The 20,959-nt window shown below is 61.9% G+C and carries 20 protein-coding genes; 19 read left to right on the forward strand and 1 reads right to left on the reverse strand.

The features are described 5' to 3' along the window. The first annotated feature begins 203 nt into the window (after positions 1-203). The 17 genes from HU806_RS01770 to HU806_RS01850 all read left to right on the forward strand — a co-directional run bounded on the left by HU806_RS01770 (position 204) and on the right by HU806_RS01850 (position 18,946). Positions 204-1,568, forward strand: a complete 1,365-nt coding sequence (locus HU806_RS01770) for a UDP-glucose dehydrogenase family protein (protein WP_186609514.1) — start codon at positions 204-206, stop codon at positions 1,566-1,568. After that, entirely contained in the window at positions 1,565-2,620 is a 1,056-nt protein-coding gene (locus tag HU806_RS01775; protein ID WP_186609515.1) for an NAD-dependent epimerase, read from the forward strand. Before HU806_RS01770 ends, HU806_RS01775 begins: the two co-directional genes overlap by 4 nt. Further along, positions 2,617-3,363, forward strand: a complete 747-nt coding sequence (locus HU806_RS01780; RefSeq protein WP_186609516.1) for a sugar transferase — start codon at positions 2,617-2,619, stop codon at positions 3,361-3,363. The genes HU806_RS01775 and HU806_RS01780 overlap by 4 nt, the downstream gene beginning before the upstream one ends. Further along, complete coding sequence (locus tag HU806_RS01785; RefSeq protein ID WP_186609517.1) at positions 3,364-4,008, forward strand: CpsD/CapB family tyrosine-protein kinase; 645 nt, start codon at positions 3,364-3,366, stop codon at positions 4,006-4,008. 20 nt (positions 4,009-4,028) lie between these two features. Then, a complete protein-coding gene (locus HU806_RS01790) occupies positions 4,029-5,054 on the forward strand; it encodes a polysaccharide biosynthesis/export family protein (protein WP_186609518.1) in 1,026 nt (341 codons plus the stop codon). Positions 5,055-5,069: 15 nt separating this feature from the next. Then, positions 5,070-6,662: a GumC family protein gene (locus tag HU806_RS01795; protein ID WP_186609519.1), complete on the forward strand. Its 1,593-nt coding sequence runs from the start codon at positions 5,070-5,072 to the stop codon at positions 6,660-6,662. Continuing rightward, positions 6,659-7,762, forward strand: a complete 1,104-nt coding sequence (locus HU806_RS01800) for a glycosyltransferase family 4 protein (RefSeq protein WP_186609521.1) — start codon at positions 6,659-6,661, stop codon at positions 7,760-7,762. Before HU806_RS01795 ends, HU806_RS01800 begins: the two co-directional genes overlap by 4 nt. Next, positions 7,759-9,129, forward strand: a complete 1,371-nt coding sequence (locus HU806_RS01805) for an O-antigen ligase family protein (RefSeq protein WP_186609522.1) — start codon at positions 7,759-7,761, stop codon at positions 9,127-9,129. Before HU806_RS01800 ends, HU806_RS01805 begins: the two co-directional genes overlap by 4 nt. Next, the gene (locus HU806_RS01810) at positions 9,126-10,085 is read left to right on the forward strand and encodes a glycosyltransferase (RefSeq protein WP_186609523.1); all 960 of its coding nucleotides are present in this window, start codon (positions 9,126-9,128) and stop codon (positions 10,083-10,085) included. Before HU806_RS01805 ends, HU806_RS01810 begins: the two co-directional genes overlap by 4 nt. Further along, entirely contained in the window at positions 10,078-11,214 is a 1,137-nt protein-coding gene (locus HU806_RS01815; protein ID WP_186609524.1) for a glycosyltransferase, read from the forward strand. Before HU806_RS01810 ends, HU806_RS01815 begins: the two co-directional genes overlap by 8 nt. Before the next feature lie 12 nt (positions 11,215-11,226). Next, positions 11,227-12,231 (forward strand): polysaccharide deacetylase family protein, encoded by a 1,005-nt coding sequence (locus HU806_RS01820; protein ID WP_186609529.1) that lies wholly within the window; start codon positions 11,227-11,229, stop codon positions 12,229-12,231. After that, the gene (locus HU806_RS01825) at positions 12,228-13,532 is read left to right on the forward strand and encodes an oligosaccharide flippase family protein (RefSeq protein WP_186609531.1); all 1,305 of its coding nucleotides are present in this window, start codon (positions 12,228-12,230) and stop codon (positions 13,530-13,532) included. The genes HU806_RS01820 and HU806_RS01825 overlap by 4 nt, the downstream gene beginning before the upstream one ends. Further along, positions 13,529-15,547, forward strand: coding sequence for a hypothetical protein (locus tag HU806_RS01830; RefSeq protein WP_238350092.1), 2,019 nt, complete (start codon positions 13,529-13,531; stop codon positions 15,545-15,547). Before HU806_RS01825 ends, HU806_RS01830 begins: the two co-directional genes overlap by 4 nt. Next, entirely contained in the window at positions 15,544-16,233 is a 690-nt protein-coding gene (locus tag HU806_RS01835) for a GNAT family N-acetyltransferase (protein ID WP_186609533.1), read from the forward strand. Before HU806_RS01830 ends, HU806_RS01835 begins: the two co-directional genes overlap by 4 nt. Before the next feature lie 76 nt (positions 16,234-16,309). Further along, positions 16,310-17,008: a GNAT family N-acetyltransferase gene (locus HU806_RS01840; RefSeq protein WP_186609535.1), complete on the forward strand. Its 699-nt coding sequence runs from the start codon at positions 16,310-16,312 to the stop codon at positions 17,006-17,008. Then, a complete protein-coding gene (locus tag HU806_RS01845; RefSeq protein ID WP_186609537.1) occupies positions 17,005-18,183 on the forward strand; it encodes a GNAT family N-acetyltransferase in 1,179 nt (392 codons plus the stop codon). The genes HU806_RS01840 and HU806_RS01845 overlap by 4 nt, the downstream gene beginning before the upstream one ends. Beyond that, on the forward strand, positions 18,155-18,946 hold the full coding sequence (locus HU806_RS01850; protein ID WP_186609539.1) for a carbohydrate deacetylase: 792 nt from the start codon (positions 18,155-18,157) through the stop codon (positions 18,944-18,946). The genes HU806_RS01845 and HU806_RS01850 overlap by 29 nt, the downstream gene beginning before the upstream one ends. A gap of 114 nt (positions 18,947-19,060) precedes the next feature. Here HU806_RS01850 and HU806_RS01855 read toward each other — a convergent pair whose 3' ends face one another. Beyond that, positions 19,061-19,288, reverse strand: a complete 228-nt coding sequence (locus tag HU806_RS01855) for a hypothetical protein (RefSeq protein ID WP_186609541.1) — start codon at positions 19,286-19,288, stop codon at positions 19,061-19,063. Positions 19,289-19,475: 187 nt separating this feature from the next. Here HU806_RS01855 and HU806_RS01860 point away from each other — a divergent pair, with 187 nt between their 5' ends. After that, positions 19,476-20,417 (forward strand): alpha/beta hydrolase, encoded by a 942-nt coding sequence (locus HU806_RS01860; RefSeq protein ID WP_186609543.1) that lies wholly within the window; start codon positions 19,476-19,478, stop codon positions 20,415-20,417. Between the two features lie 378 nt (positions 20,418-20,795). Then, positions 20,796-20,939 (forward strand): hypothetical protein, encoded by a 144-nt coding sequence (locus HU806_RS01865; RefSeq protein ID WP_186609545.1) that lies wholly within the window; start codon positions 20,796-20,798, stop codon positions 20,937-20,939. The last annotated feature ends 20 nt before the right edge of the window (positions 20,940-20,959 follow it).

Consider the following 20,959-nt stretch of genomic DNA (forward strand, 5'->3'; position numbering starts at 1 on the left):
CGCTTACTTATACTCCGATAAAACCCTTTAAAATCGGCGCTTTTCCAAGCTTGTCAATAACTTGATATCAAAAAGCCCTAACCCGTCGAGTTTACCAACACTGACAACTGTCATTTTGCTGACACGCTTTTCTGAAGCTGCGCTATACCCCTCTAAACAGTTTCATCCGAGTTACATAAACCGGTTTACGAGGCGCGCCGAAAATGGACGTGAGCGTATTTGGTACGGGGTATGTTGGGCTGATCCAGGCGGCGGCACTAGCCGATGTCGGACACCGTGTCCTGTGCGTCGACATCGACCCGAACAAGATCCGGCAACTGCAGCAAGCCGTGCCGCCCATCAGCGAGCCGGGGCTGTCCGGGCTGCTCGAAGACAACATCAAGGCCGGGCGATTGTCGTTCAGTTGCCAAGCCAGCGATGCGGTCAATCATGGCGAGCTGATTTTCATCGCCGTCGGCACCCCCGCCGATGAAGACGGCTCGGCGGACCTGAGCCATGTGCTGGCAGTGACCCGGCAGATCGCCGACTTCATGGACAGCGACCGCACCTTGATCATCAAATCCACCGTGCCGGTCGGGACGGCCGACAAAGTCGCCGAATGCGCCCGCCAGGCGCTGGCTCGCCGAGGCCTGAAGCAGCTGAACGTGCGCGTGGTATCCAATCCCGAGTTTCTCAAGGAAGGCAGCGCCCTCGCTGATTGCATGCGTCCGGATCGGATCATCGTCGGCACCGCCGATCCGCTGGCACGGGATCAGATGAGCGAGCTCTACGCGCCGTTCTGCCGCAACCACGAAAAACTGATGTTCATGGACAACCGCAGCGCGGAACTGACCAAGTACGCCGCCAACGCCATGCTCGCCACCCGCATCAGTTTCATGAACGAGCTGGCCAATCTCACCGAACACCTGGGCGCCGACATCGAGGCCGTGCGCAAAGGCATCGGCTCCGATCCGCGCATCGGTTATCACTTCATCTACCCGGGCTGCGGCTTCGGCGGCTCGTGCTTTCCCAAGGACCTGCGCGCCTTGCTGCACACCGCCGAGCAAAGCGGTATGCCGCTGCGCCTGCTGCGCAGCGTCACCGATGTGAACGACAGTCAACGACACATCCTTTTCGAAAAATTGACCCAGCAGTTCCCGGACGGATTGGCCGGCAAATCCATTGCCATTTGGGGCCTGGCTTTCAAGCCCAACACCGATGACATGCGCGAAGCTCCCAGCCGCTATCTGATGGAGGCGCTGTGGCGCGAAGGCGCACGCGTCCACGCCTACGATCCGGAGGCCATGTCCGAATGCCGGCGCCTCTATGGCTATCGCAAGGACCTGAACCTGTGCGCCACCCGCGACGACACGCTGGAGGATGCCGATGCCCTGGTGATCTGCACCGAGTGGAAGAATTTTCGCGTGGTGGATTTCGACCTGCTGGCCAGCAAGCTACGCGCGCGGGTCATCATTGATGGCCGCAACCTGTACAACCCGGAACACCTGGCCGCCGCCGGGCTGTTGTATCGCGGCATCGGCTTGCGGCACACCGTGCCCAGCACGCTCGGCCAGGGGCCACAGGCATGAACGTGCTGGTGACCGGCGCGGCCGGTTTCATCGGCGCCCATTGCGTGCTGCGACTGCTGCGCGACGGCCATGATGTGTGCGGCCTGGACAACTTCAACGACTACTACGACCCGCAACTCAAGCACGACCGCGTGGCGTGGGTGAAAGCCCAGGCCGGCGAGTTCCCCTTGGCGCGCATTGACCTGACCGACGCGGCGGTGATCGATGAGTTGTTCCAGTCCCATCGCCCGGACGTGGTGATTCACCTCGCCGCCCAGGCTGGGGTGCGCTATTCGCTGCACAACCCCCACGCCTATATCGACAGCAATCTCACCGGGTTCCTGAACATTCTGGAAAGTTGCCGCCGGCATCCGGTCAAGCACCTGATCTACGCCTCCTCCAGTTCGGTGTACGGCGCCAACCCGCGCACGCCGTATTCGGTCCAGGACGGCGTGGATCATCCGTTGTCGCTGTACGCGGCGACCAAAAAAGCCAATGAGCTGATGGCCCACAGCTACAGCCACCTGTTCGGCATCCCGTGCACCGGCCTGCGCTTTTTCACCGTGTACGGTCCCTGGGGCCGGCCGGACATGTCGCCGATCCAGTTCGCCAAAGCCATCGCCGAAGAACAGGTGCTGCAACTGTTCAACCATGGCGAGCACGAACGCGACTTCACCTACATCGACGACATCATCGAAAGCATCGCCCGGCTGCTCGAACGCGCGCCCTACCCGACCGTGCACCGGGATCGCGAACAACCGGACCCAGCCAGCAGCCTGGCGCCGTGGCGCATCTACAACATCGGCGGGCAGCACCCGGTGGCGCTGCGCAGCTACGTGGCGCTGTTGGAAAAGCACCTGGGTCGCGCCGCCCGGATCGAGCTGCTGCCCCTGCAGCCGGGGGACGTGCTCAACACCTGCGCCGATGCCAGCGACCTGGCCCGAGCCACCGGTTTCCAGCCTTGCGTCGAACTCGAAGACGGGCTCGGACGCTTCGTTGACTGGTTCCTCGATTACTACCCACAACCCGCCCGCACGCTGGGTGCGGCAGAACTTCAGCGGAGGAGTCTATGACCCGACATGAGCAACAGATACCTATCAGCGCCTCCGGACGCGACAAGCGTGTCGACCCCGAGCACCGCAGGCGCCTGGACGCGGCCATCCATCGCCAAGGGCGTGGCTGGTTGACCGGTCGCGACAGCGGTCGGCCCTGGACCGTCTCGCGCACCAACCGCGTGGTGGCGTGCCTGGGCGCATTGGCGATCCTGGTGCTGCTGTGCCCGCTGTTGCTGGGCCTGGCATTGCTGGTGAAGTTTTCCAGCCCCGGGCCGGTGCTGTTCGTGCAAAAACGCACCGGTTACCGCGGTCGCGTCTTCGGCATGTACAAGTTCCGCACCATGGTCGCCGACGCCGAGGCGTTGAAAGAGTCGCTGCGCCACCTCAACAAACACGGCGCCGATGCTATCGACTTCAAGATCGATAACGACCCGCGCATTACCCCTATTGGCCGGTTCCTGCGACGCAGCAGCCTCGACGAACTGCCGAACCTGATCAACGTGGTCACCGGCGACATGCGCCTGGTGGGTCCCCGGCCGACCTCGTTCAACGCCTACCGTTACAAGGACAGCCATCTCGTGCGCCTGAGCATCTACCCCGGCCTCACCGGCCTGTGGCAGATCTCCGGGCGCAGCAATATCGACTTCGACCAGCGCGTGGAACTGGACCTCAGCTATATCGCCGAGCAGAGCCTGTTGTTGGATTTGAAGATCCTGATGATCACCCCCTTCAAAGTCTTCAGCGGCCACGGAGCGAGTTAAATGGACGGTTCGACGAATATCCTCACCATAGCCAGCCCGAGCGAGACCAACCTGACCTCGACCGTGCTCGACCCGGATCTGCGGATCCTTCTTCTGACAGCCGCCAATACCGGCACCGGCACCAGCACCAGCGCCATGGCACTGGCCGCGCAGCTGGCGCAGATGAGCAGCGGGCGCGTGCTGCTGGTCGACGCCAGCCAATCGCCGCGCAACCTCACCCAGCAACTGTCGCTGCAAAAAGAGCGCGGCTTCAGCGACCTGCTCTTCAACAGCCTTACTCCGCCGCTGTTGCAGGACTGCGTGGTGCGGGTTTCCAGCCTGCCCTTCGACGTGCTGCCCAACGGCCGCCTGGGCCACAACGCCGAACGCCTGACACCCGAGCGACTGCGCCCGCTGTTCAGGCAACTGGCGACGCAGTACCGCTTCGTGGTGATCGACGCCGACGCCGTGTATTCGGCCACCGACACCCTGGTCATCAGCACCCAGGCGGACGGCGTGGTGCTGGTGGTGCGCGGCGAGGACACCCGCTGGGAAGTGGCCCAGGCCGCCCGACAACGACTGGCCCAGGCCGGCGCGAAAGTGGTCGGCAGCGTGTTCAATCGCCGCAAGTACTTCATGCCCAAATGGCTCTACAACAACCTGTAAGCCTGCAAAAGGATGACGAGATGAACGCCAGAATGCTTGTCCTGCTGTTGCTGCCGCTTGCCGGTTGCTCCAGCACCACCGATACCCGTTCGATGCCGGTGCAGATTCTCACGGCCGCGCCGGCGAACGCCCAGGCCACCGACATGCCCAGGGTCGAACAGACCCTGAGGCCCCAGGACGTGCTGGATGTGATTTTTCACATCGACACCACCTCTTCCCAGGCTTACCGCGTGCAGCCAGGCGACCAGATTGCCTTGAACTTCACCGCCGCCAGCCAGCTCAACGGCACGCAGCAGGTGATGCCCGACGGCAGTATCGAACTGCCGGGCGCCAACACCTCGGTGAAGGTCGCCGGCCTGACCACCGACGAAGCGCGCCTGGCGGTGCAGCGGGCCTATGACCAGAAAATGCTGTTCCAGCCCAATCGCAACCAATTGACCGTATTGGTGACCAGCCCCCTGGCCGGCGAAACGACACTCAGGAACACCTTGACCCACCCGGCCACCGGCATGAGCCGGGAAATCATCGTGGGCCGGGATGGCTACGCCAGCTTCCCGGAAATCGGCGCCGTGCCGTTGCAAGGCATGACCGTCACCCAATTGGAAACCTTCCTCAACGAGCGCTATGCCCAGCTGCCCGGCCACATGACTGTGGACGTGTTGCTCAAGTCCACCTCCGGTAACGAGATCTACGTCTTGGGCGAAGTGGCGCAACCTGGTTCCTACCCGATCCGCCGGCCGATCTCGGTCCTTGAAGCACTGACCCTGGCCCGTGGCACGAACGTCAAGGCCAGGCTCGACTCGGTGGTGATCATGCGCCGCAACGGCAATCAGGTTGAAGCCCGCCACTACGACGTGGAGAAGGCCCTGAGCGGAGACGCTTCGCAGATCGCCTACCTGCAACCGGAAGACATGCTGTTCGTGCCCAAGACCGGCCTGGCCAAAGCCGGCGAAATGGCCCGGCAACTGGCCGACGTGGTGCTCTTCCAGGGCATTGGCGTCAGCTTCGGCTACGACCTCGACAACTCAAGCAGCGATAGCAACTGACCCAGGTGACCGATCATGAACCCCAAGGAAAACTATCTGCACGAGTTCTTCAGGATCTTCTTCGCCAACAAGCAGTGGGTGAAGCGCGTCTTCCTGATTTTCGCCGTGATCGCCCTGGTGCTGCCGTTGATGCTCAAGCAGAGCTTCGATATCACCGCCCAAGTGATCGTCCAGTCGAAAAAGCTCTCCCAAGGCGACGCCACGACTTCGCTGAACCAGGAAAGCGCGACGTTCGTTCCACCGTCCTTGGCGGACATGGAAACCGAGACCAACATCCTGCGCTCGCCGGCGTTGATTCGCGAAACCATCAAGACCCTGCGCGACCAAGGCGAATACACCCCAAGCCCAGGCGTCCTCAACAAATGGCTGAGCGAACCGCTCAAGCGCTACGTCACCCAGCCATTGCGCGAATACGTGATCAACCCGCTGCGCGACGGCCTGGGGCTTGAGGTCGATCCGGTACGCGACACCGTGCTGGATACGCTGACCGACGAGGCCATCGAAAACCTGAAGATCGAGACCCTGCCCGGCTCCAATGTCATCTCGATCGTCTACAGCTTCGGCGACCCGGCCCAGGGCACCCGGTTCGTGGCGCAATTGCTGCAGAACTACCTCACCGGTCGGCAGGACCTGCAATCGATCGAATTGCCCCAGACGTTCTACGAGCAGAAAAAAGTCCAGTACCAGACCCGCCTTGACGGCTTGGAGGGCAACCGCCTGACACTGCTTGAAGGCGTCGGCTCTTCCGATCCCAAGGAAGAAATCACTTTTCGCTTGAATGCGATCAACACCGAAGAGCAGGCCCTGAACCTGTACCAGGACCGCCTGTTGCAAGGCCAACGCTGGCTGGATTACCTCAAGACCAGCCTGGCGGCGGCGAACAGTTCGCGATTCAACGATTACACCTTCCCGTTCACCTTCACCACCACCGTGGACAACATTGCCTTCGAAGATCGGGAAATCAGGCAAATGGGTGAGCAATTGACCCTCCAGATCAGCCGCTACATGAACGACCTGGCGATCTTCCAGCCCAGTAGCGAACCGATGCTGCTAGCTCGCGAGCAGATCATGCGCACTCGCCAGCAATTTTTGAAAGTGGTGAGCAACCGTATCCAGGAACGCACTACCGACCTGGCGGTGGTCAGTTCGGTGATCAATCAAAAGGTCGAGCGCATCGCCGACTTCAAGGAGCGCATCCACCAGTTGCAGGAAACCCAGAGCAAGCTGCGGCAGATGGACACCGAGATCAACGCACTGCACGCGGCCTTCTCCACCTATGCCCAACGGTTCGCCGAAGCCAGCACCGCTCGTTCGCTGGACAACGACCTGTCCAACGCGCGGGTATTGAGCCCGCCGTTCGAACCCACCGCCGCAACGTTTCCCAAGCCGATGCTGATCATTGCATTCGGCCTGTTCAGCGGCTTGCTGCTGGCGATCGCCCTGGTCTATGTGCGTGAGTTCTTCGACCATCGCTTCAAGCATCCAGCGCAGATTGGCCAACAACTGGACCTGCCGGTGTTGCTGGTGATCAACGAGCAATCGCCCGAGCAGCTCAACCCGCATCGCAACTGGAGCCTGCCCAGCCTTGTCCATTGGGTGAAAAATTGAACGCGCCGCTCAGCCCGTCCCAGCGCAGCCTTCCCCTGTCGATCATTCATCTGCTCGGCAGCGGTGGCTTCTATGGGGCCGAGCGAATGCTGCTCGATCATTGCGTGGCGACACCGGGCCAGCACCAGGTGCTGTTCCTGGCGGCGCCGCCGACCTTGATCACGCGGTTTCGCCAGGCCGGGATCGACTGTCACCACTGCGCCAGTTGGGGCGAGCTGTTGCAGCACCTGCGGCAACGGCGCGCCGAGCGGCCGCTGATCAATACGCACAATTTCAAGGGCCTGTTGTTCGGCTGGGCCGCGGCCACGTTGCTGCGCCTGCCGCTGGTGATTACCCAGCACGGCTTCACGCCGCGCAGTCCCAAGCAGCGTTTTTACACCTGGCTGAGCCTGCAACTGTGCCGCACCGCGCCGGTCAAGCGCGTGGTTTGCGTGGCCGAAAGCATCGCGGCACTGCATCGCCAGGCCAGCGTGAAGGCGGAAAAACTCGACGTGATCCCCAACGGCCTGCCAGCCAACACGACGCCGTTGCCCCACCGCGACGACCGGCAGCGCTGGCGGGTCGGCTATGTCGGTCGCTTGAGCAGCGAGAAAGGTCCGGACCTGTTCCTCGACGCCATGATCCCGCTGTGCCAGCGCCATGCCTCGCTGCACGCGGTGATGCTCGGCGACGGCCCGGAACGCCAGCCCTTGCTCAAGCGCATCGCCGAGGCCGGGCTGCCCACGCGCATCGAATTGCCCGGTTACCAGACCGACATGAATGAATGGTGGAGCCGCCTCGATGTGCTGGTAATCAGTTCACGCACCGAAGGCACGCCGATGATCCTACTCGAAGCCATGCAAGCCGGAGTGCCGGTGGTGGCGTTCGGCGTCGGCGGCATTCCGGACGTCCTGCAGGACCGCCACAACGGCCTGCTCGCCACGCCGGCCGACAGCGCGCAGCTGGCGCAGCAGATCGAAACGCTGTTCAGCGAACCGCCCCTGGCGCGAATCCTGGCCGATAACGCGCGCCACACCCAAAGCGACCGCTACGACCTGCGTACGCTGGCCGAACGCTGGTCGCAGCTCTACATCCGCACGGCACGGGAGGCGCAGCCATGATTGTCCCGCTCTCGATCGTCAGTCTGCTGGGGCTGGTGTGCCTGGCATTACTGGCCAGTCCATATCCATTTCTCGCACCGGGTGCGGTGCTGGGGCTGGTCGGCGTCGCCGTGTTGTACCGCAAGCCAGGCTGGGGTTTGCTGGGCATAGCGGCGTTGGTACCGTTCGAAGGCCTGTTCAAGGACAACGCGTTTTCGGGCAGCAAGTTTTTTGGCGTGGCGCTGATCCTGATCCTGATGTTGCAACTGGCCTTGCACCAGATTCCAGCGGCTCGCCTGCGCAGCAATATCTGGAAGCCCCTGATCGGCTTCATGATGCTGTATGGCCTGAGCCTATTGATCTCAGAAAACATGGACTTGTCCCTAACCCATCTGCGAGAGCTGACGGTGGGGCTGATTCTTTTCGTGATCACCTTGCTGATCGGTCGCGAACTGAACCTGGACCTGTTCGCCCGCCTGATGACGGTGAGCGTCTCCACCACGTGCGTACTCGCGATGTTCTCGGCCAAATACCAGGATAAGGGCCGCGCTTCCGGCCTGCTGGAAGACCCCAACGCCTTTGCGCTGTTGATTGCGTTCACCGTACCGCTGGCCTTGTGGCTGGTACTGCGCAGCCCGAACCTGTTGCACCGGTTGTTCTGGGGAGGTGGTTTCATCCTCTTGCTCGGTGGTATGACCAAGACCGAGTCGCGGTCCGGACTGGTGGTGCTGTTGCTCAGTCTGGTGATCGGGTTGTATCACTATCGGGCGCAATTGCCGCGTATCCGTCCTCGGCACCTGGGGTTCGCCATGCTCGGGCTGGCGCTCCTGGTCCCGGCGACCATCGCCGTGATGCCCGCCGGTTACGTGGCGCGCATCCAGTCGTTGAGCATCCTCAGTGCCGGCGCCAGCGCTCACAAGGACGAATCCCTGGGCCGCCGCGCCTCGTACATTCTCGTGGGCAGCCAGATGATCCGCGAGAACCCGATACTCGGTTCGGGCCCCGGGACGTTTCCCCTGCACTACGCCCCCACTGGCTACGCCAAGGCCTTCTCGGCCAATCGCAAATTGGGCGACCTGTATCGCCGGGCGCATAACACTTACCTGGAAATTTTCAGCGAGATCGGCGTTCCAGGCGGGTTGATGTTTGTCGGCATGATCGGCCTGGGCCTCTACAACCTGATGCGCGCGCGCCAACTCTGGCTCCAGCGCCGGGACTGGGCGCAAGCGGACTTGTTGACGCACCTGGGCATGAGTTTCCTGTCGCTGGCGTTGTTCCTGATGTTCCTCAGCGCGCCGAATCACAAGTTGCTGTGGATCATGCTCGCCTTGACCAGCGTGTTGCGCTACGACGCCGAACAGGCCGCGCCAGCGGAGGCTCGCTCATGAGCCGCGTCAGTATCGTCATCCCGATGTACAACGAGGCCCGGCACATCGGCCGCACGCTGCTGGCAGCGCGGGAAGCTGCATGCCAGGCGCAACTGGAATGCGAGCTGATCGTGGTCGACAACGGCTCCGACGACCATGGTCCGCGCATCGCCAACGAACTCGGCGCGCGGGTGCTGATCGTGCCCGGCGTGCACATCGGCGCCCTGCGCAACCGTGGCGCGGCGATCGCCAGCGGTGACTGGCTGGCGTTCATCGACGCCGACATGGAAATGCCCGCCGACTGGCTCAAGCTGTTGGTCGAAATGGAAGGCCGCCAGGGCGATGTGCTGGGCCTGGATCTGGACACACCCGCACCCGCGCCGTGGTTCGCACGAGCCTGGCAACGCCGCAGCCAGCGTCCCGGTTCGCGCCCCTTGCACCGGGTGCAATGGCTGCCCAGCGCCAACTTGCTGATGCGCCGCGCCTGGTTCGATCAGGTCGCAGGCTTCGACGAAACCCTGCGCACCGGCGAAGACAAGGATTTCTCCCTGCGCTTGCGCCAAGTCGGTGCGCAGTTGCTGTTGGTCAACGAAAGCGTGGCCCTGCACTGGGGCTACGAAGGCAGTTGGCGCGAATGGATGAGCAAGGAACTGTGGCGCCAGGGCAGTCACTGGCAGTTGCTGCGCAGCCATGGACCGAGCCTGCGCCTGTTGCGCTTTCCCGCACTGTCCCTCGGCGCCTGGGGTTTGGATTTCCTGGCGCTGGTCGCCCTGCTCCAAGGCCAGGCGCGCCTGGGGCTGATGTTGCTGTTCATCGCCACATTGCCGGCCTTGGCCCTCAGCCTGCGCCAGAGCCAACGCGACCCGCGCCTGGCCTTGCAACTGTGGATCCTGCATGGGATGCGCCTGCACCTGACCGGCGCCGCGTTGCTGCTCAATCTATGTCAATGGAATGTCAGGAGACCTGCCCGTGGCTGAATTCATTTATTGGTCTTGCCTGTTGCTGCCGGTGTACGCCTACCTCGGCTACCCCGTGCTATTGACCTTGCTGACCCCGTTGTTTCCGATACGACGCTACACCACGTCAGTGCCGATGGACGTCAGCATTATCATTGCCGCCCATAACGAGGCGCGGCACATCGAAGAAAAGTTGCACATGTTGCTGGCCCAGGATTCTCCGGCGCGCTCGCTGCAAATCATCCTCGCCAGCGACGGCTCCACCGACGACACGGTGGCCTGCGCGCGCAAGGTGATCGATCCGCGCATCACCGTGCTCGACCTGCCGCGCCAGGGCAAGGCTGCCGCCCTCAACACGGGCGTGGCCCATAGCCGCGGCGAAATCCTGGTGTTTACCGACGCCGACAATCAATGGTTTACCGACACCCTCGGCCATCTGCTGGCGCCGCTGGGCGATCCGGAAGTCGGCGCCTGTGCCGGCCATATGGAGATTCCCGTGCCCGGAAAAGGCCTGAGTCTGGGGGACAGTCTGTATCGCCATTACGAAGGCTGGCTGCGCCAGGTGGAAAGTCGCACCGGCTGCATGGTCTCGGCCGACGGCGCCCTGTTGGCCCTGCGCCGGACGTTGTTCCAACCGATACCGACGCAAGTCAACGATGATTTTTTCCTCAGCACCTGCGCGCCCATGGCCGGCAAGTCCATCGTTTATGCGCCACGAGCCCGGGTGACCGATCAAGGCGTGGACGAAGCCGACAAGCAGTTTCGCCGCCGCCAGCGAGTCACCGTCGGCGGGTTGCAGAGTCTGGCCCAGCGCCGGGAGCTGCTCAACCCGCTGCGCCATGGGTTGTATGCCATTGGGCTGATTAGCCACAAGTTGATCCGCCGCCTGGCACCGGTGTTGCTCCTGCCGCTGCTGCTGAGCAATGCCTGGCTGTGGAGCCAGCATGGGTTTTATCGCTTGAGCCTGGTGGCGCAGCTGCTGGGCTACGCGATGGCGTTGATCGGCTTGATGGACGCAGGGCACCGCTTGCCCCGGCCCTTTCGCCTGGCTGCGTTCGTGCTGGTCACGCTGGCGGGCATGTGCATCGGCCTGTGGCAGTTCCTGCGCGGCCAGCGGTACAGCCAATGGAACCCCGAGCAGAATCGCTAAGGAGAAGGGCTGATGTCGATCAAACACGTCTTCAAGCGCACCGGCGGCTGGCTGTACTTGAACACATCCCTGGGCCGCCACCCGTTGCGTGGCGCCGGCGTCATCCTGATGTTGCATCGGGTGCTGAACAACGACCGTGCCGCCGAGCTGCCCCATCGCAACGAGCTGTGTGTGGGACCTGATGCGTTCGAGCATTTGTTGATCTGGCTGCAACGGCATTTTGAATGCGTGCCATTGATGAGCTTGTTGCTGGCCGACCCGGAAAGCGTTCCGAACCGTCCACGGGTGGCGCTGACGTTTGACGACGGCTGGCGCGATAACGCTATGAACGCCTTTCCGCTGCTGCGCCAGTACCAGGTCCCGGCGAGCATTTTCCTGTCCACCGATTTCGTCGGCAGCCGCCAGCACTTCTGGTGGGAAAGCATCGGCGAAACCCTCTGGGGCAGCCATGGGCAGGTGGCGCGGCACGCTTTGATCGAGCATTTGCACCACGTCGGCCGGCCATTGCCGGTGCTGCTCGATGACATTGATGACGAGCGCCGCAGCCTGGCGTTGCTGCATTATCTGCAAAGCCTCAAGAGCCTCGACCCTCGCACTTTGAGCGACCTGACCGACACCTGTCCACAAGGCTCCCAACCCCAGGCGCTGGACTGGACCCAAGTGCGCATGCTCGAAGATTCCGGGCTGGTGCGCTTCGGCCCCCATGGCGCCAGTCATGCGATTCTGACCGGGCTGGATGACCAGCGCCTGCACGAAGAACTGACCCGCAGTTGGACTGCCCTGGAAAACGGCTGCGCCCAACCCCTTCCGGTGTATTGCTACCCCAACGGCGATCACGACGCCCGCGTGCGCGAGCAGGTGGCGGCCCACGGTTTTCCGTTCGCGCTGGGCACCGAGGCCGGACTGTATCGCAACGATGGCGACCCTTTGAACCTGCCGCGCTTCGGCGTCAGCCAGCGCAATGCCTGTCACCCGGAATTGCTGGCCTGGCGCATTCGCCGAGGAGCCCGTCCATGAGCCGCGCTCATTACCTCAGGCACTTGGCGCTGAGCATGGGCACGCGCCTGGCGATGATCGGCCTGCGCCTGCTGCGCAACGTGCTGCTGGCGCGGATCCTCGGGCCCAGCGAACGCGGGCTGTTCGCGCTGCTCAGCACCCTGCCGGACCTGATCAGCGCCGCCACCAGCGGTGGGCTGAACAGTGCCGTCGGTTACCAGGCCGCGCAGCAGCGGTCGATGGGTTTGCTGCTCAGTCAGGTGCTGGTCTTCGGCTGCCTGCTGGCCGGGTTGCTGACGTTGCTGGTGGTGGCGCTGGTACGCGAATTCGGCGGCGAACTGGATATCACCACGCAGTTGGGCCTGCTGGCATGGCTGCTGTTGTTGGCCGTACCGTTGACGGTGCTCAAGAGCGGCCTGCTGACCCTGCACAATGCCTCGGGCGGCGTGGGCGCGTTCAATGCCTTGCGGCTGATGGAATCCCTGGCGCCGCTGTTGCTGTTCGTGGCGTTGTTCTGGATGTGGAAAGACACCGCGCTGGAAGCGGCGCTGATCAGTTGGCTGGCAGGCCTGAGCCTGGTGGTGCTGGCCGGTTGGATGTGGTTGCGCCGCGATCACGCGTTCGCCCTGCACTGGGATCGCGCCAGCCAGAACGAACTGCTGCGCTACGGCACCCGCAGCCATCCGGATCTGCTGTTCCAGCAAGTGATGCTGCGTTCGGACTTCCTCTTCATCGGTGCACTGTTGGGCAGCACCGCGTTGGGACATTACGCCATGGCCAGCGCCGCCGCCGAGCTGCTGCTGATCGTGCCGGAAGCGGTCACCACTCCGCTGATGAAACGCCTGCTGCAACAAGACAGCGACATGCAGCGCCTGACCCCGCTGGCCTTGCGCCTGACCGCGACGGTGATGCTCGGCGCCTGCCTGGGCATGGCGTTGATGGGCGAATGGCTGATCGTCACGCTGTTCGGCGCGGTCTATCAACCGGCTTATCCCGCCCTGCTGGCCTTGCTGCCGGGGCTGTTTGGACTGTGCTATGCGAGCATCCTGCGCCTGGACTTGCTAGGCAAGGATCGTCCCGGCAGCGTATCGCTGCTGATGGGCATCGGGGCGCTGGCGAACCTGGCGCTCAATCTGGTGCTCATTCCCCGCTATGGCATCGTCGGCGCTGCCGCCGCTTCGTCCATCGCCTATCTGGGTGTGACCGTTGCCATGCTGATGATGTATTGCCGTCTCAGCGGCGTGTCGCTGTGGCAGACGTTGATCATCCTGCCAAGCGATCTGCTGCCGATGCGTCAGATGCTCCTGGGGAAATCGGCATGAGTGCGGTTATCCGTCAAACCGCCATCCTGAGCAGGCTTGCGATGGGGTCAGTCCACGGGTGGAAAACCGGCTTGTGCGTGGGTTTATGCAGCCTGGCCTGCCTGGCCCACGGCGCGTCCCTGCAATGGACCGGTATCCGCGACGGCAGCCTGTACCTGCAAACCGACCGTGCGGATCGCGTGACCGTGCGCTGGGTGCCGGCCTGGCAGGCCGAGGCCAACACCGAACACTTGTACCTGCTCAACGGCCAAGGGCAACTCGTCGGTGAACGCCTGATCGAGGCCGCTCAGGTGCGTGGCGAGCAGCAGTGGCCCTTGTTGCCGGGTGCAGCCAGTTATCGCCTGGAAATTCCCGGCTACAGTTTCCGTCGCTATACGGTCGAACACGATGCGCGCACCCACGCCCTGTTCGCGCCGGCCAAAGTGCATTTCAGCGCCGAAGTCCACGACGGCGACGAGTTGTATTTCAAAGTGGCCGCTGGCGAGCAGGCCGTGCTGGCGGGCAAATTCCATAACGGCGTGCGCGCATTGCAAGCCCGGCGCGTCGCCGATGGCAAACAGGTGCAGTTGAACCTCAAGCCGTACCGCGCCTATTGGCAATTCGATCAAGTGGCGCTGCCCGTTACCAACGTCGAGCAAACCTGGCGCCTGCAGGTGCAAGGCAACGGCAAGGCCGCGTTCTGGTTGGACGGCACGGCCAACCTGTTCGCCCAAGACCCGGCGCACCTGCAACCGGTGCGCCAGGATCCGGGGCAGACCCATCTGACGTTGTACGACGAGGCGCTCGGCACGACCCCCAAGCTGGGCATCTATCTGCCCTATGAGTTACTGCCGCCCTCCAGCTACGCTGTGCTCGATGCGCTAAAACCCCAGGCGGCAACCCTCTACAGCCTCGTCGACGTCATGGCGGCGAGGGGCAATCATGAAGATCCCTTCCGACGTTTGTACCGGGACCGCTTCGGTATCCGCCAAGACCTCACCCTGCTGGCCGGCAGACAGCGCCGGGCGGATCTACAGCCCGACCGGACCAGTCTCAGGGGTTTGCAAGCCTGGCTAATGTCGACCCGGGCTTCGGGCGACAACGGCATCCACTACCTGAGTTTTGCCGATGAGCCAAACCTGAACTACCCAGACTTCGCCAGTTTCCAGCAACTGTTCCAGAGCATGGCGGCCCAGGTCCGCGCCGATCCCGCCAATGCACGCGCCGGTGTCCGCATCGCCATACCCGCCAGCTCCCGCTTCACCAACGGCCCCTTCAGCGAAAATGCGGCTGACAAGCGCGGGATCGACTGGGCACGGCGCCTGCTCGCGACGTCCGACGACCAGATCGACGCCCTGGCCTGGCATGAATGGATGATCCGCGACCTGCTGGCGACCCGGGTCTACCGCGACAGCGTCCGTCAGGCTGCCAACCTCGTTGGATTGGATCGCCAGGGCCGGCCGCGCAAGGCTTTGCTGTTGGACCAGACCAACATGTCCAGCGGCTCGAGCCTGAGCCCCTACGACCAGGAAACCCATTACGCCGCCCTGTGGTGGACGTCGGTGGTGATCAACGCCTCCGCAGATGGTTGGCTCGACATGCTCAATTGGTTCATGGTCGCCGACGAACCTGAATACCCCAAAGGCATGGTGCGGGTGCTGGACAATCAGCGCTTCGAGCTCAAGCCCGTGGGCCTGGCCCAGCAGTTCATTCAACAGCATTGGCTCGACCAGGTGCTGCGCCTGGACAACGACGCTTTTGAAGTCGACGTACTGGCCATGGCCACCGGCAAGCAACGCAATCTGCTGGGTGTGAACAAAAGCACACGAGCCCATCAGGTCAGCCTCGACGGCACGGCCTGCCCTCAACCTGGCATGACCCTGCTGTATTTCGGCCCGGACAACCGCAGCCACAGCGTCCCGTTTGATTGCAAGGCCGGCCAGGTCGGGTTTCTCCTGCAAGGGGAAACCGTCTTCGCCCTCAGTTGGACAGCTCCCCTCTCCCCCAACCCTGCCACCCGTCAGGAGGCACCATGAAGGCTCTGCAAACATTGCGTGATCGCATCCAGAAAAAAGGTCTGCGCGCCGTTCTAAAGCAGCTATGCAGATGCTACGTATTTGCCCACACCAGACTGGTGTGGCTGGAGCATGACATACGGACTCCGCTCCCCCCACATAACCTCAAGCCCTACCCACCAATGCGCCTGGAGTTCATCACAATCGCCAACGCCGATGCGTTTGCCCGGCACTTCGGCGACCGCGTCGAAACCATGCGCGAGTTGGCGACCGAAGGCTACACAGGCTTGATGTACCTAGATGATCGGGGCGATACCGTGGGGTTTGCCTGGGCCAGCACAAGAGATTATTTCGACCGCCATTTCTATCGCTGCAACTTTCCAATCAAGCCTGGCGAATACTTTCAGTTCGGTGGCGAGATGATCCGCGCCTATTGGGGTTCCAGCATGTCGGCGGACATGCAAATGGAAATGTGGAAAGTCATGTTGGACAAAGGGTGCGACACAATGGTCGATGTCTGCGACTCGCAAAACACCCCGGCGATCAAGATGCACCTGCGCATGGGCTTCCAGGAACGCGGCAAGATCACCCACGTGTTTCGCCTGTTCGGTCGCTGGCGGATTTTCCGCGACACGTTCTACAGCGGCTCGGCACTGGGTGCCTTTCGTAAACCAACCCAGCCGGTTGCATCGACTGCGACGGCCTGATGTCCATGGCGAACTACCCCCATCGCGAGCAAGCTCGTGGTGGGTTCTTTCCCCAACCGCCCCGCCAGGAGGCCCCATGAACGTTCTGCAAAAACTGCGTAATCGCATTCGGAAAAAAGGTCTGCGCGCCGTTATAAATCAGCTGTGCAGACACTACGTGTATTTCCACGAGCAACTGGTATGGACGGAACGTGATCTGGTCAGCCCAATACCGCCTCACAAGCTCAGGCCCTATACGCCGTTGCGCTTGGAACCTATTACCACGCGCAATGCCGGTGCCTTTGCCAGGTACTTCGGCGATCAAGTCGAGACCATGCGCGAACTGGCCGCCGAAGGTCACACCGGGCTCATGTGCCTGGACGGCCAGGGCGACGTCGTTGCTTTCATCTGGGGCAGTACACGGGACTATTTCGACCGCCACTTCTTTCGCTGCTGGTTCCCGGTCAAAACGGGTGAGTACTTCCAGTTCAACGGTGAGCTGTACCGTGCTTACTGGGGAACCCAGCTATCGGTGGACATGCAGTTGGGACTTTGGAAAATCATGGCCGCACGGGGTTTCAACAAAGTGGTCGACGTCTTCGAGCTGAGCAACATTGCATCCGTCAAGCTACACCTACGCATGGACTACCAGGAGAGCGGCAAGATCACCCATATGTATCGCTTGTTCGGTCGTTGGCGGTTTTTCCGTGACACTTTCTACACCGGCTCCGTACTGGATTCCCTCCGTAAACCGGCCAAGCCCATTCCATCCGCTACGGCGGCCTTGCGTCCATGACAATCCGGTTCCAATGGTGTCGCTCCATGGGCGCGGCGGATTTTCCTGTGTCAGCTTATGAACAGCTGCGAACCCAGGTGGCCGACGCAACACCGTTTAACACCCTGGCCTGGCTGCAAGCGGCTGAATTCGCCCTATTGCCCGATCAGCAATTGCATGTGCTGCTGGGCTGGCAGGACCAGGACTTGTCTCTATGCCTGCCCCTGGTTTCGGGACGTGAGCGTATTGGCGGGCTGCGATTCCGGGTGTTGCACCACTTGGGTTACCCCTTGGCCGACCGCATCGCTCTGCTGGCGCGCCTGGACGACGAAGGCATGGGCAAGGCGCTGATGCAGATCCGTCAGCAGATACCCCACGCGATGCTGCAACTCAATGAAGTGGTGGAGCCGGTCGGCGAGCAAAGCGTCCTTAGCGCTTGGATGACACTGAGTTCCACCGGGGAGCGGCGCCTCAGTTGCCGGGTTCCGGTGCACTTGATCAGCGACAGCGACCATCAGGAAGTCTCTGGCGATCCACGCTACAAGCTGCGTCGGGCGCGCAAGCGGATCGCCGCTTGCGGCGCCGAGATCCGCCGGATAACGCCAGACGCCATCAGCATGGGGCAATTGTTGCGAGCCTTTGCCGATGTCGAGGCCGCCAGCTGGAAAGGCGAGGAAGGCGTTGGGATCTTTGCCGACCCCAGGCGCAGGCAGTGGATGAACCACGCCTTCACCGCTCTCGCCGCCCAAGGGCTGGTGCGGGTGGTGACGCTGGAGCTAAACGGCGAGTGCATCAGTTATCGCCTCGGCCTGTTGGATCAAGGCAGATTGTATGACTACAACCTCGCCTTCCTGCCGCAGTACGGCGACCTGGGCAGTGGCCGGGTATTACTCGAAGAGTGGATTCGTTGGGGGCTGGACGAAAACTGGCGGTGGATCGATGCGTCACGGGTCAGCCTCAATAACTCCAGTCATCAATTGCACGAACGCATGACCGGTCAACTGGAGCATTGGCGCTGGAGTTTTTATTCCTGGCAACCCGATGGCCTGATCCTCGGGCTCGCCTTGCGACTCTGGAAAAGTCTTAAACCCTGGCTTCGCAAACACCCTCCGCAAAAAACCACAGCAACAAATTCACCTTGTACCCCCAAGGAAAAGGAGATTCCCCATGCCCCGCCAAGTAATCATCAACGCTGACGACTTCGGACTCTGTGTCAGTGAGAACACGATAATCGTTCGAGCCTTCGAAGCAGGCGTAATCAGTTCCGCCACCATAATGGCCAATACGCCGGGCTTCGAACAGGCGTGCGTACTGTCCCAAAAGCCCTGGCTCAAAGGGCGCATCGGCCTGCATTTCAATCTCAGCCACGGGCAGCCGCTGAGCCAGGCCATCAAGTCGCGTCCGGCGTTCTGCGATGCGGACGGCCAGTTCAACTTCAGCCTGTCACGCTATTGCCTGCGCCTGGGCGCCAAAGACCTCGCGGCAATAGAGGACGAACTTCAGGCGCAATGGCAACACTGCCTGGATCACGGATTGCGCCCAAGCCACCTGGACTCGCATCAGCACGTGCACAACATCTGGCCCATCGGAGAGCAGGTGGCACGTTTCGCTGCGCGGCAAGGCGTGCCCATTCGCCTGGCGCGCAACCTCGGAGCAAACCTGAATGTCCCCAAGCGCATCTTCAAGACCTTACTCAACCGTCGCCTGCGTCGTTTATGCGGCGCGACGGCGGACTTTGTCTGCACCCCCGCGGACTTGTTTCACGCCGCGCCACCGGAGCATGGTTTGCTCGAAGTGATTGTCCATCCGGTTCAATTGGATGGGGATTTCGGCGACACCTACCTGCCCCCCGGCTGCTCATTGAGCCAAGTGTTGCATCAGCGGCTGACGGGGATACCGAAGGTGGGGTACGGCAAGGCTGAACGGATGTATGAGCTCGTTCAGCTTGAGGATGCGTAGTTTTCCTCTCTCATAAGGCATTACTTTGTGGGGAGAGGATTTATTCGCTCCCCACAACTTCTCTCAGTTTCCAAAACAAGCCCAAGGGCACTTGTGACGAATAACCGTCCCCCTTTAGCGGCCGAGTTTTTTCTCCACATCCCCGACCTTTTCCTGCAATTTGTCAGCGTCCTGCTCATGGCTCTTGATCGATTTTGGCGTAATGGTCTTGTCCACTTTGTCAGTCGCCGCATCGGGATGGTGGACATCGCGCTCCACCACCGGTACCGGATCGTCGGCGGCATCCTTGGCCGGTGCACTGTTGCCGGGTTGGGCCTGCTCTTTGGAATGCTCGGTTGTCATGGCATCGTCCTCGATATGGATGAGTGTCGAATTTTCGAGTGGGACAAAACGGTGAGAGTTCGATCGGATTGCATTCACCTTCTGGCGAAGGAACCAGAGTCTGATGGCTAACCGTCCGAAATCACTGCGTCGGTTACGCAGAATCTGCTAATAAGGCACCTTCTACCCCAAGTAGCGAATCGCGTCGATGTCTTCATCTTTTCTCTCTCGCCTCAAGCAACGTTGGCTGGCCTGGTCTTTCATGGCTGCGCTGGTCGTCGGCCTGCCAGTAGGCTGCGCCGTGTTGCAGCACAAGGAGCGTGAATTGGTGTTTCGCATCGAGCCGGGGACGGCGAGCTGGTTCAGCGGGCTCCCCAGCGGGGTGCAGGAGTTCGATCTCAAGCCGAAAAGCTTCAAGGCCGGGGAAAACATCCATGGCTGGTGGTGGCCGGCCGAACGCAAGAATGCCCCGGCCATCCTGTATCTGCATGGTGTGCGCTGGAACCTGACAGGCCAGTTGTTTCGCATCCAGCAACTGAGGGCGCTGGGCTATTCGGTGCTGGCCATCGATTACCGCGGTTTCGGCAAGAGCCAGGGCAACCTGCCGTCGGAAGCCAGCGTCTATGAGGATGCGCGAATCGCTTGGGAGCGTCTCGAAGTGCTGCAACCGGACCCGGCGTTGCGGCTGATCTACGGCCACTCCCTGGGCGGCGCGGTCGCGGTCGACCTCGCGGCGCAATTGGGTCAGGCGGCGGCCAGAAATGGCAGTGCCGTGCCGGCCCGAGGCCTGGTGATCGAGTCCACGTTTACCTCCTTGGGCGATGTCGCCACCGCGATGGCGGACACCTCCCTGCCGGTGCGCTGGTTGCTGTCGCAGAAGTTCGACTCCATCGACAAGATCAGCGAGATCAACATGCCGTTGCTGGTGGTCCACGGCGCCGCCGACCGCTATGTACCGCCTCGCTTCAGCGAGCAATTGTTCAATGCCGCCCGCGAGCCCAAGCATTTGTTGCTGGTGCCGGGGGCCACGCATAACAACAGCATGAGCCTGGCGGGTCGGACTTATCGGCAGGCACTGGATACATTGATGAAAACCACAGCGTCGCCCGTCGCAGGACGCGCTGGCGCCAGTCCGGCCAAGGCCGGTTGACACCTGCTGGATCGTTCAAAATCTTGTAGGAAAAAGCATCAGCCCCCCCCCGCTGATATTCCGGCAAGCGCAATCCTTCAAATAATGGATCACAGCGCTTTAGGAAATACCTCGCCGCTCATTACGCTTTTTCCCACTTTGAACGCGCCTAGGTCTCACATCCTTATCCGAATCGCCCTCGCCCCAGCCCCGAGTTCATGGGATCAGGGCTTCCAAGCACGACAGTGAAAGCGAATGCGTTGGTCATGATCGCCACCGGCCCCGCTTACAAATCGTCATGTTTGACCTGGCTCCGTGAGCTTCATAACGTTCCTCCGCGCCGCAGCATTGGCGCTTCCAAATTGCCTTCGATCAACTTAAGAAAAAGGGACTGAACCCATGGGCTATTCCGCCAGCATGATTGTTAGCGATCTGTCTAACCTGTGTAACGACCGAGACAATCCGAATGTTCTCGCCCCGGAGCAGTTGCTGGAGGGCCTGCAACTGAGCCCGACAGAACAAGCCGAGCTTGACGCCGAGTAATGAAAAGTGGGGGCGCGCCG

The organism is Pseudomonas sp. SWRI154, from assembly GCF_014268645.1.
In the GTDB taxonomy this organism is placed as follows: Bacteria; Pseudomonadota; Gammaproteobacteria; order Pseudomonadales; family Pseudomonadaceae; genus Aquipseudomonas; species Aquipseudomonas marvdashtae.